This is a genomic window from Streptomyces sp. NPDC034084 (assembly GCF_055575535.1).
On sequence record NZ_JBVISK010000004.1, the window covers coordinates 610,913 to 627,252 of the forward strand.

Sequence of the window (16,340 nt, forward strand, 5' to 3'; positions counted from 1 at the left end):
CTGCAACGTTGCTTTTACCTTCACGTGGTGGGCGGCGTGAAGTTGTGCGCCACTGGAAGGGCTCGCCCCCCACCGAGGAGTCCATGTGACCAGCACCGCGCAGGCGCCCACGCCGCCGCCTTCCGAAGGCCGAGCCGCCCACCCGGACCACCTCGGCCATGTCATCTTCATCACGGCCTCCGCCGCGATGGGCGGTTTCCTCTTCGGCTACGACAGCTCCGTCATCAACGGCGCCGTCGAGGCCATCCGCGACCGCTACGACATCGGCTCCGGCACCCTCGCGCAGGTCATCGCCGTCGCCCTGATCGGCTGCGCCATCGGCGCCGCCACCGCCGGCCGGATCGCCGACCGCATCGGCCGCATCCGCTGCATGCAGATCTCCGCGGTGCTCTTCGCCGTCAGCGCCGTCGGCTCCGCCCTGCCGTTCGCCCTCTGGGACCTCGCCCTCTGGCGGATCATCGGCGGCTTCGCCATCGGCATGGCCTCCGTCATCGGCCCCGCGTACATCGCCGAGGTCGCTCCCGCCGCCTACCGCGGCCGCCTCGGCTCCTTCCAGCAGGCCGCGATCGTCATCGGCATCGCCATCTCCCAGCTCGTCAACTACGGGATCCTCCAGCTCGCCGACGGCGACCAGCGCGGCGAGATCGGCGGCCTGGAGGCCTGGCAGTGGATGCTCGGCGTGATGGTCGTCCCCGCGCTCCTCTACGGCATGCTGTCCTTCGCGATCCCCGAGTCCCCGCGCTTCCTCATCTCCGTCGGGAAGACCGAGCGGGCCAAGGAGGTCCTCGCCGAGGTCGAGGGCAAGGGCGTGAACCTCGACCACCGCGTCGCCGAGATCGACCAGGCCATGCGCCGGGAGCACAAGTCCACGATCAAGGACCTGTTCGTGGCCGGCAGCCGGTTCAAGCTGCTCCCCATCGTCTGGGTCGGCATCGGACTCTCGGTCTTCCAGCAGCTCGTCGGCATCAACGTCGCCTTCTACTACTCCGCGACCCTCTGGCAGTCCGTCGGCATCGACCCGTCCAGCTCGTTCCTCTACTCCTTCACCACGTCGATCATCAACATCATCGGCACCGTGATCGCGATGGTCCTGGTCGACCGGGTCGGCCGCAAGCCGCTCGCCCTCGTGGGCTCCGTCGGCATGGCGATCGCCCTCGCCTTCGAGGCCTGGGCCTTCTCCGCCGACCTCGTCGACGGCAAGCTGCCGGAGACCCAGGGCATCGTGGCCCTCGTCGCCGCCCATGTCTTCGTGCTCTTCTTCGCCCTCTCGTGGGGCGTGGTGGTCTGGGTCTTCCTCGGCGAGATGTTCCCCAACCGGATCCGCGCCGCGGCCCTCGGCGTCGCCGCCTCCGCCCAGTGGATCGCCAACTGGGCCATCACCGCCAGCTTCCCGTCCCTCGCGGACTGGAACCTCTCCGGCACCTACGTCATCTACACGGTCTTCGCCGTGCTCTCTGTCCCCTTCGTGCTGCGGTACGTCAAGGAGACGAAGGGCAAGGCGTTGGAGGAGATGGGCTAATCCCCGCTGCCCCTCTCCTCACCCACGGAAACTGCCCCGGCCCGAGGCACCCGCCTCGGGCCGGGGCAGTACGCCGTCTCGTGCCGTGGAGGCGATCGCGCCGTCTCACGCCCCGAGCCGGGGCAGTACGTCCCCGCAGAACAGCCGCAGGCTCCGCCACCCCTCCTCGACCGGCATCCCGCCGCACAGCGGATGCAGTACGAGGCTCTCCAGGCCGAGCGCCAGGCACTCCTCCGGCGTGACGACCCGGTAGACCCCCTCCGCCCGCAGCTCCGCCACCGTCGTCGCCGACGACCGCACCGCCGAGCGGATGTCCTTCGACTGCCAGGAGGCGTACGTCCGCGCCTCGTGCAGGAAGTGCTCGCCGTACGCTGCCCAGGTCCGGTCCGGGTCCTCCGCCAGGTGCAGCAGCGGGGTCTCCTCCGCCGGCATCATCGTCCAGCCCTCCGTGCCGTACTCCGCGCACCGCTCCCGGTAGTACGCGTCGAGCTCCGGCAGGTGCGCGCTCGGGAAGAACGGCAGTCCGAGCCGGGCCGCCCGCCGCGCCGCCGCCCGCGACGAACCCCCGACCAGGAGCAGCGGATGCGGCCGGGTGAACGGCCGCGGGGTGACCCGTACCGTACGGCCCCGATGGGTGAACGGCTCCCCGGTCCACGCCGTGAGCAGGGTCTCGAGCAGCAGGTCCTGGAGCCTGCCCCGCCGCCCCCAGTCGACCCCGCGCTCCTCGTACTCCTTCGGCCGGTAGCCGATCCCCGCCACCGTCACGAGCCGGCCCCCGCTCAGCAGGTCCAGGACCGCGATGTCCTCGGCCAGGCGCAGCGGATCGTGCAACGGGCCGATGATCGCCGAGACCGTGACGGCGATCCTGCGCGTCGCGCCGAAGACCGCACCCGCGAAGACGAAGGGGGAGGGCAGCCAGTTGTTCGCGACCCCGTGGTGCTCCTCGGTCTGCACGGTGTCGACGCCGTGCTCGTCGGCGTACGCGGCCATGGCGAGCGCGGCCCGGTAGCGCTCCGAGAGGGAGTCGGGGGTCGCGCGGGGATCGACGAGGTTGAACCGTACGACGCTGAACGGCATGGGAAGTCCCCCTTCGCGGGTGCGCGGAAGGGGGACAGTAGCTGACGGAGAGTCAGATGGAAACGGTCTCGCCGACCTCGGCGCGGGACTCGGCCGGAGCCTTCGCGGGAGTGCGCGGCAACACCGCGTACAGCACGCCGGCGACCACGATCGTCGCCGCCCAGCCCAGACCGTTCTCACCGATCCACGACGGGGCGAGCGGACCGGAGAACCAGTCGACCTTCGTGAACAGCAGCCCCACGAGCAGCGCCACGGCCCACGCCGTCATCGCCTGCCAGGCGAAACCGCCCCGGTACCAGTAGGCACTGGTCCTCGTCGTGTCCATGAGCGCCGCCGCGTCGTAAGACCTCCGGCGCAACATGTCGACGCCGAAGACGCCGATCCACGCCGAGAACGCCACCGCGAGCAGGGTCAGGAAGGAGATGAACGAACCGATGAAGCTGGTCGCCACGACCATCAGGAGGAAACCGAAGACCAGGCTGATCAGCGCGTTCACACTCACCGCCGCCGCACGCGACACCTTGATGCCCAGGGTCTGCGCCGTGAACCCGGCCGAGTACATCGACATCGAGTTGATCAGCAGCATCCCGATCAGGGCGATCACCAGATACGGCACCGAGATCCACATCGGCAGCAGCTCACCGATGAAGGAGACCGGGTCCTGCGCCGAGGCCAGGTCCGGCGTGGACACCGCCATCACCGCGCCCATCAGCACCATCGGGAGCACCACGATCCCGGCGCCGCCGATCGTCGAGCCGACCATCGCCCGCGAGGAGGCCGTGCGGGGCAGGTAGCGCGTGAAGTCGGGACCCGAGGGGACCCAGCTGATGCCGCCGGCCGCGATCGTGCCGATGCCCGCGACCATCATCGCCGTCGAACCGGCCGGCTTGTCGAAGACCGCCGACCAGTCGGTGTTCGCCACCAGATAGACCAGGACGAGCACCGAGAAGGCGCCGAAGAGGTACGTCGACCACTTGCTGCACACCCGCAGCGCGTTGATCCCGAGGCCCGAGACCAGGAACGTGCAGGTCACGAAGAGCAGCAGCGTCACCACGATGAGGAGCGTGTTGGACTTCACGCCGAAGAGCAGGTCGAGGACGGTCAGCACCGCGTACGCGCCGGTGACCGCGTTGATCGTCTCCCAGCCCCAGCGGGCCACCCAGATCAGCGCACCGGGAAAAAGGTTTCCGCGCTGACCGAACACGGCCCGTGACAGCGCCATGCCGGGCGCACCGCCGCGCTTCCCCGCGATCGAGATCAGGCCGACGATCCCGTACGAGAGGACCGGCGCGGCGATCGCCACCGTCAGGACCTGCCAGATGTTCAGGCCGTTGAAGACGATCAGACCGGCGCCCATCGTGAGCAGCAGCACACTGATGTTGGCCGCGACCCAGGTCGGGAAGAGCTCGCGGACCCGACCGGTCCGCTCGGCGTCGGGGACGGGTTCGAGACCGCGGGTCTCCATGGCGCCGTCGGGGGTCGCGCCTGCGGCTTCGGAGGCGTCGTGGGGCATGGGGGTACTCCGTACAGATGTGGGGGGACCCACCCAGGTTACGTGCTCCGCCAACGGTCCCCTCGTGGCCGATACTGGACGGGTTATGGAACTCATCCTTGCTGTAGTCATCGCTCTGGTCGTCGCGGTCGCCGTGACGAGCGGGCTCGTGATCAGCGGCCGCAAGAAGAAGCAGCTGCCGCCGGCCGAGCCGCCGTCCACCACGCCGACCATCACCGCTCCGCCCGCCGAGCCGCACGTCGGCGAGGAGGCGGAGACGCCGCGGGAGGAACCACGCCGCACGGTCGAGGAGGTCGAACTCCCCGCCGATGAGGCCGTCGAGACTCCGGCCGCCGTCGAGGACCCCGTCGTCGCCGCGCCCCCCGCGCCCGAGATCGAGGTCCCGGAGCCGACCGCGGGCCGTCTCGTACGGCTCCGGGCCCGGCTCGCCCGCTCCCAGAACTCGCTCGGCAAGGGGCTGCTCACGCTCCTGTCGCGCGAGCACCTCGACGAGGACACCTGGGAGGAGATCGAGGAGACCCTCCTCACGGCCGACGTCGGCGTCGCCCCCACCCAGGAGCTCGTCGACCGGCTGCGCGAGCGGGTCAGGGTGCTCGGCACCCGCACCCCCGAGGAGCTGCGCGCCCTGCTCCGTGAGGAGCTCGTCGCGCTCCTCGGCGACTTCGACCGCACGGTGAAGACCGAGAGCCCCGAGGACACCCCGGGCGTGGTCATGGTCGTCGGCGTCAACGGCACCGGCAAGACCACCACCACCGGCAAGCTGGCCCGCGTCCTCGTCGCCGACGGCAAGTCCGTCGTCCTCGGCGCCGCCGACACCTTCCGCGCCGCCGCCGCCGACCAGCTCCAGACCTGGGGCGAGCGCGTCGGCGCCCGGACGGTGCGCGGACCCGAGGGCGGCGACCCGGCGTCGATCGCCTTCGACGCGGTCAAGGAGGGCATCGCCGAGAAGGCCGACGTCGTCCTCATCGACACCGCCGGCCGGCTCCACACCAAGACCGGCCTCATGGACGAGCTCGGCAAGGTCAAGCGCGTCGTCGAGAAGCACGGCCCGCTCGACGAGATCCTCCTCGTCCTCGACGCCACCACCGGCCAGAACGGCCTGATCCAGGCCCGTGTCTTCGCCGAGGTCGTCGACATCACCGGCATCGTGCTCACCAAGCTCGACGGCACCGCCAAGGGCGGCATCGTCGTCGCCGTCCAGCGCGAGCTGGGCGTCCCGGTCAAGCTGGTCGGCCTGGGCGAGGGCCCGGACGACCTGGCGCCCTTCGAGCCGGGCGCCTTCGTCGACGCCCTGATCGGCGACTGACGCCTCGTACGGCACACGGAAGGGCCCCCGCCCTCTGGCGGGGGCCCTTCCGTGTGCTCAGAGGTGCGTCCGGTGGCAGATGTACGCCAGGGTGCCGAGCAGCAGCCGGGCCTGCGGCGGCGCGCCCGCCGTGTCCAGCGTCGGTGGCCGCAGCCAGCGCACCGGCCCGAGGCCGCCCAGGTCCGACGGGGGAGCGGTCACATAGGAGCCGGGCCCCAGACCGTGCAGGTCCAGATCGGCGTCGTCCCAGCCCATCCGGTACAGCAGCTGCGGCAGCTCGGCCGCCGCGCCCGGGGCCACGAAGAACCGCGCCCGGCCGGTCGGGGTCGCGCACACCGGGCCCAGCGGCAGCCCCATGCGCTCCAGGCGCACCAGCGCCCGCCGGCCCGCCGCCTCGGCCACCTCGATCACGTCGAAGGCGCGGCCGACCGGGAGGAGCAGCGCCGCGCCCGGGTACTCGGACCAGGCCTTCGTGGCGTCGTCCAGGCCCGCGCCCGCCGGGACCGGTTCCGCGAAGGAGAGCGGGTGCGCGCCGGGGGCCGTGCACGCCCGGTCGCCACAGGAGCACTGGCCGGAGACGGCTCGTGCGCCGGGGACGACGTCCCAGCCCCACAGTCCGGTGTACTCCGCCACCGCAGTGCACTCCGTGGTGCGTACGCGGCGGCGTGCGCCGGACCGCATCTCACGAATGCCGCCGATCGTGAAACCCATGCCCCCTCCAACGGGTCGAGCGCGCCGGTGGTTACGACCCGGAGCGCACTCGTCACCTTTCGTCACGGTCCGTCGCCCGGGTTTGGCGCGCGGTCGTGCGCGGGGTGGTGCGGACCTGGGCGCGCGCCTCTCCGCGCTTCCGGCCGCCGACTCCGGTTCGTCGCATGTCAAGTGAAGCGCGTTCCACCGGGGGCGAGTTCATTCGAAGGGGTGGCGAATGGTGGCGTTTCTTGAATCTCCCTCGTGGAGGCGTGATCGTAGGATTACTTTCGGTACTCGAAACCAGGGGCCGCTTGCGCGTGTGGGTATGCCGGAGGCAAGCCGGTTTCCAGTTCGAAGGAGTGCGAACGTCGGACGGGTGCCGCAACAGGCGGCATTCTGATAGGGGTTCGGACGACAGGTCATCAGGTGGATGGGGGCGTTCCAGTGAGCGGCAACGGCGCAGACGGTACGACTGCCGGCAAGCGCCCGAACGAGCAGCTGGGCTCGTGGTTCGTGCGCAGCGGCTGGTCGAAGGGCGAGCTGGCACGCCAGGTGAACCGCAGGGCGCGCCAGATGGGCGCGCACCACATCTCGACCGACACCTCGCGGGTGCGCCGCTGGCTCGACGGCGAGCAGCCCCGCGAGCCCATCCCGCGGATCCTCTCCGAGCTGTTCTCCGAACGCTTCGGCTCCGTCGTCGCCATCGAGGACCTCGGACTGCGCACCGCCCACCAGTCACCCTCGGTCTCCGGCGTCGACCTGCCCTGGGCCGGACCGCAGACCGTCGCCCTGCTCAGCGAGTTCTCCCGCAGCGACCTCATGCTCGCCCGCCGGGGCTTCCTCGGCTCCTCCCTCCAGCTCGCCGCCGGGCCCGCCCTCATCGAGCCGATGCAGCGGTGGCTGGTCCCCACCCCCGTCGGCGACACCGAGCGCCCCGAGCCCCTCGTCGACGCCCGCCGCCCCAACCGGCTCTCCGAGGTCGAGCTCGACCTCCTGGAGTCCACCACCGCCATGTTCCGCAAGTGGGACGCCCAGTGCGGCGGGGGACTGCGCCGCAAGGCCGTCGTCGGCCAGCTCCACGAGGTCACCGACCTCCTCCAGGAGTCCCAGCCCGCCGCCACCGCCAAGCGCCTCTTCACCTGCGCCGCCGAACTGGCCGAACTCGCCGGCTGGATGAGCTACGACGTGGGCCTCCAGCCCACCGCCCAGAAGTACTTCGTGCTGGCCCTGCACGCCGCCAAGGAAGCCGGCGACAAGCCCCTCGGCTCGTACATCCTCTCGTCCATGAGCCGCCAGATGATCCACCTCGGCCGGCCCGACGACGCCCTCGAACTCATCCACCTCGCCCAGTACGGCAGTCGGGACTGCGCCACCGCCCGCACCCAGGCCATGCTGTATGCGATGGAGGCCCGCGCCTACGCCAACATGGGGCAGCCCTCCAAGTGCAAGCGGGCCGTCCGGATGGCCGAGGACACCTTCGCCGACGTCGGCCTCGACGGCGAGCCCGAGCCCGACTGGATCGGCTTCTTCTCCGAGGCCGAGCTCAACGGCGAGAACTCCCACTCCTACCGCGACCTCGCCTATGTCGCCGGCCGCTCCCCGACCTACGCCTCGCTCGCCGAGCCCGTCATGGAGCGGGCCGTCGAGCTCTTCGAGAAGGACCCCGACCACCAGCGGTCGTATGCGCTCAACCTGATCGGCATGGCCACCGTCCACCTCCTCAAGCGCGAGCCCGAGCAGTCCGTGGTCCTCGCCGAGAAGGCCCTCGGGGTCGCCCGCAGCATCCGCTCCGAGCGGGTCAACACCCGGCTCCGCAAGACCGTCGACCACGCCGCCCGCACCTACAGCGACGTCGCCGAGGTCGTCCAGCTCACCGACCGGCTCACCCAGCTCCTGCCCGAGGCCGCCGAAGCGGTCTGACCCCGGCCACCGGCGAGCCCCCGCACCCCGGCCGCGCCGACCGTCCCGTAATGCCCGACTCGGCTCCCCCGCCGCAAGGTCACACGGACGGCGGCGCGGCCGGTCTTTTCCACCGGGCGGAGGGTACGCCCGTTACCTGGCTGTGACCGGGGCGTTCACCGTCACGTAACACGCCCCACTCCTTCGTCACTGCGCCGAAACATCGAGCGGCATCGGCGGAAACCGCGCTGCGCGAATCTCTGGCCCATAACCGGCCATCCCACGGCCGGACGCTCCCCGGCCCCCGCCCCGCACGGCCGCATTCGACGACGAGGAGACGCCGATGGCACCAGCCATCACGACCCTGGCAGCAGACGCCCCCGAGCTGTCCGCCGCCAACACCGGGTTCATGCTCATCTGCTCCGCCCTGGTCATGCTGATGACCCCGGCACTCGCCTTCTTCTACGGAGGCATGGTCCGCGTCAAGTCCACCCTCAACATGCTGATGATGAGCTTCATCAGCCTCGGGATCGTCACGATCCTCTGGGTGATCTTCGGCTTCAGCCTCGCCTTCGGCGCCGACTCGGGCTCGCTCATCGGCTGGTCCTCCGAGTACGTCGGCCTCAGCGGCATCGGCATCACCGAACTCTGGGACGGCTACACCATCCCGGTGTACGTCTTCGCCGTCTTCCAGCTGATGTTCGCGATCATCACGCCCGCCCTCATCAGCGGCGCCCTCGCCGACCGCGTCAAGTTCACCGCCTGGACCCTCTTCATCACCCTCTGGGTGACGATCGTCTACTTCCCCGTCGCCCACTGGGTCTGGGGCGCGGGCGGCTGGCTCTTCGAGATGGGCGTCATCGACTTCGCCGGCGGCACGGCCGTCCACATCAACGCCGGCGCGGCCGCCCTCGGCGTGATCCTCGTCATCGGCAAGCGGGTCGGCTTCAAGAAGGACCCGATGCGCCCGCACAGCCTCCCGCTGGTCATGCTCGGCGCCGGTCTCCTCTGGTTCGGCTGGTTCGGCTTCAACGCGGGCTCCTGGCTCGGCAACGACGACGGCGTCGGCGCCGTCATGTTCGTCAACACCCAGGTCGCCACCGCCGCCGCCATGCTCGCCTGGCTCGCGTACGAAAAGATCCGCCACGGCTCCTTCACCACCCTCGGCGCCGCCTCCGGCGCGGTCGCCGGCCTCGTCGCCATCACCCCGTCCGGCGGCGCCGTGAGCCCGCTCGGCGCGATCGCCGTCGGTGCCATCGCCGGTCTGCTCTGCGCCATGGCCGTCGGCCTGAAGTACAGGTTCGGCTACGACGACTCCCTCGACGTCGTCGGAGTCCACCTCGTCGGCGGCGTCGCCGGCTCCCTCCTCGTCGGCCTCTTCGCCACCGGCGGCGTCCAGTCCGACGCCAAGGGCCTCTTCTACGGCGGCGGCCTGGAGCAGCTCGGCAAGCAGGCCATCGGCGTCTTCTCGGTCCTCGCCTACTCTCTGATCGCCTCCGCGATCCTCGCCCTGATCATCGACAAGACGATGGGGATGCGGGTCAGCGAGGACGTCGAGGTCTCCGGCATCGACCAGGTCGAGCACGCCGAGACCGCGTACGACTTCAGCGGAGCCGGCGGCGGCATCACCGGACGCAGCACCGCCGCGGCGACGCCCGTCCTGAGCGAGAACAAGAAGGTGGACGCATGAAGCTCATCACCGCGGTCGTGAAGCCGCACCGGCTCGACGAGATCAAGGAGGCCCTCCAGGCCTTCGGGGTCCACGGCCTCACCGTCACCGAGGCCAGCGGTTACGGACGCCAGCGCGGCCACACCGAGGTCTACCGGGGCGCCGAGTACACCGTCGACCTGGTCCCCAAGATCCGCATCGAGGTCCTCGTCGAGGACGAGGACGCCGAACAGCTCATCGACGTCGTCGTGAAGGCCGCCCGCACCGGCAAGATCGGAGACGGCAAGGTGTGGAGCGTGCCGGTCGAGACCGCCGTACGGGTCCGCACCGGCGAGCGCGGTCCGGACGCACTGTAAGCACACGAAGGAGCCGCCGGGTGACGAGCCTCGAAGTCAGCGAAGAGACCGAAGATTCGGGACCCGGCGATTACGCGGCGGCCCGGCTGCTCCTCCTCCAGGAGAAGGAGCGGCCCGGGCCGTCGCGCCGTGCCGCCCTCGCCCGGCTCACCGACGACTGGCTGGCCGGCCTCTTCGCCGCCGCCGCACCGCCCCGAGGGACCGCCCTCGTCGCCGTCGGCGGCTACGGACGCGCCGAACTCTCCCCGCGCAGCGACCTCGACCTCCTCCTGCTCCACGACGGCACCGCCGACAGGGCAGCCGTCGCCGCCCTCGCCGACCGGATCTGGTATCCCGTCTGGGACCTCGGCCTCGCCCTCGACCACTCCGTCCGCACCCCCGCCGAAGCCCGCGCCACCGCGGGCGAGGACCTCAAGGTCCAGCTCGGCCTCCTGGACGCCCGGACCGTCGCGGGCGACGCCGGACTCGTCTCCTCCCTCCGCACCGCCGTCCTCGCCGACTGGCGCAACCAGGCCCCCAGGCGCCTCCCCGAACTCGACGCGCTCTGCCGGGAGCGCGCCGAACGCATGGGGGAGCTGCAGTACCTCCTCGAACCCGACCTCAAGGAGGCCAGGGGCGGACTCCGCGACGCCCAGGTCCTCCGTGCCGTCGCCGCGTCCTGGCTCGCCGACGCCCCCCGCGAAGGCCTCGACGCCGCCCGCCGCCGCCTCCTCGACGCCCGCGACGCCCTCCACCTCGCCACCGGCCGCGCCACCGACCGGCTCGCCCTCCAGGAACAGGACGCCGTAGCCGCCGGACTCGGCCTCCTCGACGCCGACACCCTGCTCCGCGAGGTGTACGAGGCCGCCCGGACCATCTCGTACGCCACCGACGTCACCTGGCGCGAGGTCAACCGCGTCCTCAAGGCCCGCTCCAGCCGCCCCCGGCTCCGCGCCCTCCTGAGCCGCGGCGGCGGCGCGAAACCCCCCGTCGAACGCACCCCGCTCGCCGAGGGCGTCGTCGAGATGGACGGCGAGGCCGTCCTCGCCCGCGGCGCCCGCCCCGAACGCGACCCCGTCCTGCCCCTGCGGGCCGCCGCCGCGGCCGCCCAGTCCGCCCTGCCGATCTCCCCGCACGCCGTACGCCGCCTCGCGGCCGCCGCCACATCCCTGCCGGTGCCCTGGCCCGCCGAGGCCCGCGAGGAACTCGTCACCCTCCTCGGGGCGGGCGAGGCCACCGTCCCCGTCTGGGAGGCCCTGGAGGCCGAAGGGCTCATCTCCCACCTCCTCCCCGACTGGGAGCGCGTCCGCTGCCGTCCCCAGCGCAACCCCGTCCACACCTGGACCGTCGACCGGCACCTCGTGGAGACCGCCGTACGGGCCTCCTCGCTCACCCGCCGCGTCGGCCGCCCCGACCTCCTCCTCGTCGCCGCCCTCCTCCACGACATCGGCAAGGGCTGGCCCGGGGACCACTCCGTCGCCGGCGAGACCATCGCCCGCGACCTCGCCGCCCGCATCGGCTTCGACCGCACCGACACCGCCGTCATCGCCACCGTCGTCCGCCACCACCTGCTCCTCGTCGAGACCGCCACCCGGCGCGACCTCGACGACCCCGCCACCGTCCAGACCGTCGCCTCCGCCGTCGGCACCCTCGGCACCCTGGAACTCCTGCACGCCCTCACCGAGGCCGACGCCCTCGCCACCGGCCCCGCCGCCTGGTCCTCCTGGCGCGCCTCACTCGTCGCCGACCTGGTCAAACGGGTCGCCGGCGTCCTCGCGGGCGAAGCCCCGCCCGAACCCGAGGCCGCCGCGCCCAGCGCCGAACAGGAACGCCTCGCGATCGAGGCCCTGCGCACCGGCGAACCCGTCGTCACCCTCCGCACCCGGACCGAGACGGTCGTCGCCGAGCCGACGGAACCCGAGGGACCCGAACCGGTCGGCGTCGAACTCCTCATCGCCCTGCCCGACCAGCCCGGCGTCCTCCCCGCCGTCGCCGGCGTCCTCGCCCTCCACCGGCTCACCGTCCGCGCCGCCGACCTCCGCGCCGTCGACCTCCCCAGCGGCGTCGGCTCCGGCGCCGTCCTCGTACTGGACTGGCGGGTCGCCGCCGAGTACGGCTCCCTGCCCGAGGCCGCCCGGCTCCGCGCCGACCTCGTCCGCGCCCTCGACGGCTCCCTCGACATCCCCGCCCGCCTCGCCGAGCGCGAGGCCGCCTACCCCCGCCGCCGCGGCCTCTCCGCCCCGCCGCCCCGCGTGACCGTCGCCGCAGCCGACTCCCGCCTCGCCACCGTGATCGAGGTCCGCGCCCAGGACGCCCCCGGCCTGCTCCACCGCATCGGCCGCGCCCTGGAGGGGGCGACGGTACGGGTCAGGAGCGCCCACGTCTCCACCCTGGGCGCCAACGCCGTCGACACCCTGTACGTGACCCGCCCGGACGGCTCCCTGCTGCCGGACGAGGAAGCGGTCGACCTGGCCCGGACACTGGAGTCGGCGCTGCGATGAGGGCCTGAACCCGACCGCCCCAGCGCGCCGGATCCGGCGGGCGGGGGCACACACTTCGAGCGGCCCGATACCCTGGAGGGCAGTCCGACCGCCCCCGACACCGAGGATCCGCGACCGCCGTGTTCGATACCCTCTCCGACCGCCTTGCAGCGACCTTCAAGAACCTCCGCGGCAAGGGCCGTCTGTCCGAGGCGGACATCGACGCCACCGCGCGCGAGATCCGTATCGCGCTGCTCGAGGCGGACGTCGCCCTGCCGGTCGTCCGCGCCTTCATCAAGCAGGTCAAGGAGCGCTCGCTGGGCGCGGAGGTCTCCCAGGCCCTCAACCCCGCCCAGCAGGTCATCAAGATCGTCAACGACGAGCTGATCGCCATCCTGGGCGGTGAGACCCGCCGTCTGCGCTTCGCCAAGACCGCGCCGACCGTGATCATGCTCGCCGGCCTCCAGGGTGCCGGTAAGACCACCCTCGCCGGAAAGCTCGGTCTCTGGCTGAAGAGCCAGGGCCACTCCCCGCTGCTCGTCGCCTGCGACCTCCAGCGCCCCAACGCCGTCACGCAGCTCTCCGTCGTCGCCGACCGCGCGGGCGTGGCCTTCTACGGCCCGCAGCCGGGCAACGGCGTCGGTGACCCGGTCCAGGTCGCCAAGGACTCGATCGAGTACGCGCGCACCAAGCTCTACGACGTCGTGATCGTCGACACCGCCGGCCGCCTCGGCATCGACCAGGAGCTGATGCAGCAGGCCGCGGACATCCGCGACGCCGTCAGCCCCGACGAGGTCCTCTTCGTCGTCGACGCCATGATCGGCCAGGACGCGGTCAACACCGCCGAGGCCTTCCGCGACGGCGTCGGCTTCGACGGCGTCGTGCTCTCCAAGCTCGACGGCGACGCCCGCGGTGGTGCCGCGCTCTCCATCGCGCACGTCACCGGCAAGCAGATCATGTTCGCCTCCAACGGCGAGAAGCTGGACGACTTCGACGCGTTCCACCCGGACCGCATGGCGTCCCGCATCCTCGGCATGGGCGACATGCTCTCCCTCATCGAGAAGGCGCAGCAGACCTTCGACGAGGACGAGGCAGCCAAGATGGCCTCGAAGCTCGCCTCGAAGAAGGGCGAGGCCTTCACGCTCGACGACTTCCTGGCGCAGATGGAGCAGGTCCGCAAGATGGGCTCCATCTCGAAGCTGCTCGGGATGCTGCCCGGCATGGGCCAGATGAAGGAGCAGATCGCCAACATCGACGAGCGGGACGTCGACCGTACGGCCGCCATCATCAAGTCGATGACTCCGGCCGAGCGCCAGGACCCGACCATCATCAACGGCTCCCGGCGGGCCCGTATCGCCAAGGGCTCCGGCGTCGAGGTCAGCGCGGTCAAGGGCCTGGTCGAGAGGTTCTTCGAGGCCCGCAAGATGATGTCGCGCATGGCGCAGGGCGGCGGCATGCCGGGGATGCCGGGCATCCCGGGCATGGGCGGCGGCCCCGGCCGGCAGAAGAAGCAGGTCAAGCAGGCCAAGGGCAAGCGCAAGAGCGGCAACCCGATGAAGCGGAAGGCCGAGGAGCAGGCCGCGGCCGAGCGTCGTGAGCAGGCGCAGGCGGGCGGCGCCTTCGGTCTCCCGGCGGCGGGGCAGATCCCGAAGGACTTCGAGCTCCCGGACGAGTTCAAGAAGTTCATGGGCTGACCGAGCGCGTGTGAGGGGCCCGGGGCGGTGCGAAACCGCCCCGGGCCCCTCTGTGCCCCGAGCGGTCCGAGACCGCCCCGCCGTCACCCCGCGGGCAGGGCGAAACCGCTCTCCGCCCCTTTCCACCCCCGTTCTCACCCTGCCGGGCCGCCCGCGATGCCCGGTTCCTCCCGCTCTTCGATACTGGGGCCACTGCCGCCCCGAGGAGAGCCACGTGGCCAACCCCGTACCCCCGCGCGACCGGACCGACCAGCCCTGGCGCTCGGAAGGGGCCCCGCCGCCCCCGCCGCCGCGGAAGAGGATGCCGGGGGGCTGGGGCGGGCTGATCCTCACCGCGCTCGTCGTCTACCTGCTGGCCAACATCGTGCTGTCGGTCTTCGACGAGGGCGACGGGCCGACGATCTCGTACACCGAGTTCGACAAGCAGGTCGCCGCCGGGAACGTCAGCAAGATCTACTCCAAGGGCGACGCGATCCAGGGGCAGCTGAAGAACAAGCAGCCCGTCCCCGACGGCGAGGGCGACTACACCAAGTTCCAGACCCAGCGGCCGGCCTTCGCCGACGACGACCTGTGGGCGCAGCTCACCAAGCAGCACGTCACCGTCACCGCCCAGCCCGTCGTCCAGGAGCGGAGCTTCCTCTCCAACCTGCTCATCTCGCTGGCGCCGATGCTGCTGCTCGTCGTGCTCTGGGTGTTCATCGCCCGCCGGATGAGCTCGGGCATGGGCGGCGCGGGCGGCATGCTCGGCCGCAAGCAGCCGCCGAAACCGGTCGAGCTGGAGGGCGGCAGGCGCACCACCTTCGAGGACGTCGCCGGCATCGACGAGGTCGAGGGCGAGCTCAACGACGTGGTGGACTTCCTGAAGAACCCGCAGGCCTACCGCGAGATGGGCGCCAGGATGCCCCGCGGTGTGCTCCTCGCGGGCCCTCCCGGCACCGGGAAGACCCTGCTGGCACGGGCCGTCGCGGGCGAGGCGGGGGTGCCGTTCTTCTCGGCCTCCGCCTCCGAGTTCATCGAGATGATCGTCGGCGTCGGCGCCTCCCGCGTCCGCGAGCTGTTCGCCGAGGCCCGCAAGGTCGCCCCCGCGATCATCTTCATCGACGAGATCGACACCATCGGCCGGGCCCGGGGCGGCGGCTCCGGGATGGGCGGGCACGACGAACGCGAGCAGACCCTCAACCAGATCCTCACCGAGATGGACGGCTTCACCGGCTCCGAGGGGGTCATCGTCCTCGCCGCCACCAACCGCGCCGACGTGCTGGACCCGGCCCTCACCCGGCCGGGCCGCTTCGACCGGATCGTCCACGTCAACCCGCCCGACCGGGGCGGCCGCGAGGCCATCCTCAAGATCCACACGCGGGGGATCCCGCTCGCCCAGGACGTCGACCTGGAGCACGTGGCCCGCACGACGCCGGGCATGACCGGCGCCGAGCTCGCCAACCTCGCCAACGAGGCCGCCCTCCTCGCGGTCAAGCGCGACCAGAAGGCCGTCACCCGCTCCGACCTGTCCGACGCCCTGGAGAAGGTCCAGCTCGGCGCCGAACGGCCGCTCGTGATGCCCGCGGAGGAGCGGCGCCGCACCGCGTACCACGAGAGCGGACACGCCCTGCTCGGCATGCTCCAGCCCGGCGCCGACCCGGTCCGCAAGATCACCATCGTGCCCCGCGGCCGGGCCCTCGGCGTCACCCTGTCGACCCCCGACGCCGACAGGTACGCCTACACCGAGGAGTACCTCCGGGGCCGGATCATCGGGGCCCTCGGCGGGATGGCGGCCGAGCAGGTCGTCTTCGGCGTCATCACCACCGGCGCCGAGAGCGACCTGGAGCAGGTCACCAACATCGCCCGGGGCATGGCGGGCCGCTGGGGCATGAGCGAACGCGTCGGCCGCCTCACCGCCATCCCGAGCGACGCCCAGCAGGCGTACGGGCTCTCGGCCGCCCCCGCGACCCTCGACGCCGTCGACGACGAGATGCGCCGCATCGTCGACGAGTGCTACGAGAGCGCCCTGCGGCAACTCCGCGAGCACCGCGACAAGCTGGACGCCCTGGCCGCGGCCCTCCTGGCCAACGAGACGCTGGAGGAGGACGCGGCCTACCGCGCGGCGGGCGTCCCGCGCCTCGAGAAGGAGCCGGAGGGGCTCTGAGGGCGGCCGGAG

The 16,340-nt window shown here is 71.8% G+C and carries 11 protein-coding genes; 8 read left to right on the top strand and 3 right to left on the bottom strand.

Translation table 11 applies throughout. The features are described 5' to 3' along the window. Positions 1 to 85: 85 nt before the first annotated feature. The gene (locus ACZ51I_RS17915; protein WP_468876621.1) at positions 86 to 1,519 is read left to right on the top strand and encodes a sugar porter family MFS transporter; all 1,434 of its coding nucleotides are present in this window, start codon (positions 86 to 88) and stop codon (positions 1,517 to 1,519) included. Positions 1,520 to 1,624: 105 nt separating this feature from the next. Here the strand turns inward: ACZ51I_RS17915 and ACZ51I_RS17920 are convergent, their stop codons facing one another. Both ACZ51I_RS17920 and ACZ51I_RS17925 read right to left on the bottom strand, forming a co-directional pair. Next, positions 1,625 to 2,596 carry an LLM class flavin-dependent oxidoreductase gene (locus ACZ51I_RS17920; protein ID WP_468876623.1) on the bottom strand — a complete coding sequence of 324 codons (972 nt, stop codon included), beginning with the start codon at positions 2,594 to 2,596 and terminating at the stop codon, positions 1,625 to 1,627. 52 nt (positions 2,597 to 2,648) lie between these two features. Then, positions 2,649 to 4,109, bottom strand: coding sequence for a cytosine permease (locus ACZ51I_RS17925; RefSeq protein ID WP_468876625.1), 1,461 nt, complete (start codon positions 4,107 to 4,109; stop codon positions 2,649 to 2,651). A gap of 85 nt (positions 4,110 to 4,194) precedes the next feature. Between ACZ51I_RS17925 and ftsY the strand changes: the two genes are divergently transcribed. Then, positions 4,195 to 5,415 (top strand): signal recognition particle-docking protein FtsY, encoded by a 1,221-nt coding sequence (gene ftsY / locus ACZ51I_RS17930; protein ID WP_468876627.1) that lies wholly within the window; start codon positions 4,195 to 4,197, stop codon positions 5,413 to 5,415. A gap of 57 nt (positions 5,416 to 5,472) precedes the next feature. Here ftsY and ACZ51I_RS17935 read toward each other — a convergent pair whose 3' ends face one another. Beyond that, positions 5,473 to 6,126 (bottom strand): bifunctional DNA primase/polymerase, encoded by a 654-nt coding sequence (locus ACZ51I_RS17935; protein ID WP_468876629.1) that lies wholly within the window; start codon positions 6,124 to 6,126, stop codon positions 5,473 to 5,475. A 426-nt stretch (positions 6,127 to 6,552) separates the two neighbouring features. Here ACZ51I_RS17935 and nsdA point away from each other — a divergent pair, with 426 nt between their 5' ends. From nsdA to ftsH, 6 genes are all read left to right on the top strand, one after another. After that, positions 6,553 to 8,028, top strand: coding sequence for a transcriptional repressor NsdA (gene nsdA / locus ACZ51I_RS17940; protein WP_468876631.1), 1,476 nt, complete (start codon positions 6,553 to 6,555; stop codon positions 8,026 to 8,028). 322 nt (positions 8,029 to 8,350) lie between these two features. After that, the gene (locus ACZ51I_RS17945; RefSeq protein ID WP_468876633.1) at positions 8,351 to 9,697 is read left to right on the top strand and encodes an ammonium transporter; all 1,347 of its coding nucleotides are present in this window, start codon (positions 8,351 to 8,353) and stop codon (positions 9,695 to 9,697) included. Further along, positions 9,694 to 10,032 (top strand): P-II family nitrogen regulator, encoded by a 339-nt coding sequence (locus tag ACZ51I_RS17950; protein ID WP_015036464.1) that lies wholly within the window; start codon positions 9,694 to 9,696, stop codon positions 10,030 to 10,032. Before ACZ51I_RS17945 ends, ACZ51I_RS17950 begins: the two co-directional genes overlap by 4 nt. 20 nt (positions 10,033 to 10,052) lie before the next feature. Further along, complete coding sequence (locus ACZ51I_RS17955) at positions 10,053 to 12,512, top strand: [protein-PII] uridylyltransferase (RefSeq protein WP_468876636.1); 2,460 nt, start codon at positions 10,053 to 10,055, stop codon at positions 12,510 to 12,512. Positions 12,513 to 12,631: 119 nt separating this feature from the next. Beyond that, positions 12,632 to 14,185: a signal recognition particle protein gene (gene ffh, locus ACZ51I_RS17960; protein ID WP_468876637.1), complete on the top strand. Its 1,554-nt coding sequence runs from the start codon at positions 12,632 to 12,634 to the stop codon at positions 14,183 to 14,185. 214 nt (positions 14,186 to 14,399) lie between these two features. Next, on the top strand, positions 14,400 to 16,328 hold the full coding sequence (ftsH, locus tag ACZ51I_RS17965) for an ATP-dependent zinc metalloprotease FtsH (protein WP_468876639.1): 1,929 nt from the start codon (positions 14,400 to 14,402) through the stop codon (positions 16,326 to 16,328). Positions 16,329 to 16,340: the final 12 nt, after the last annotated feature.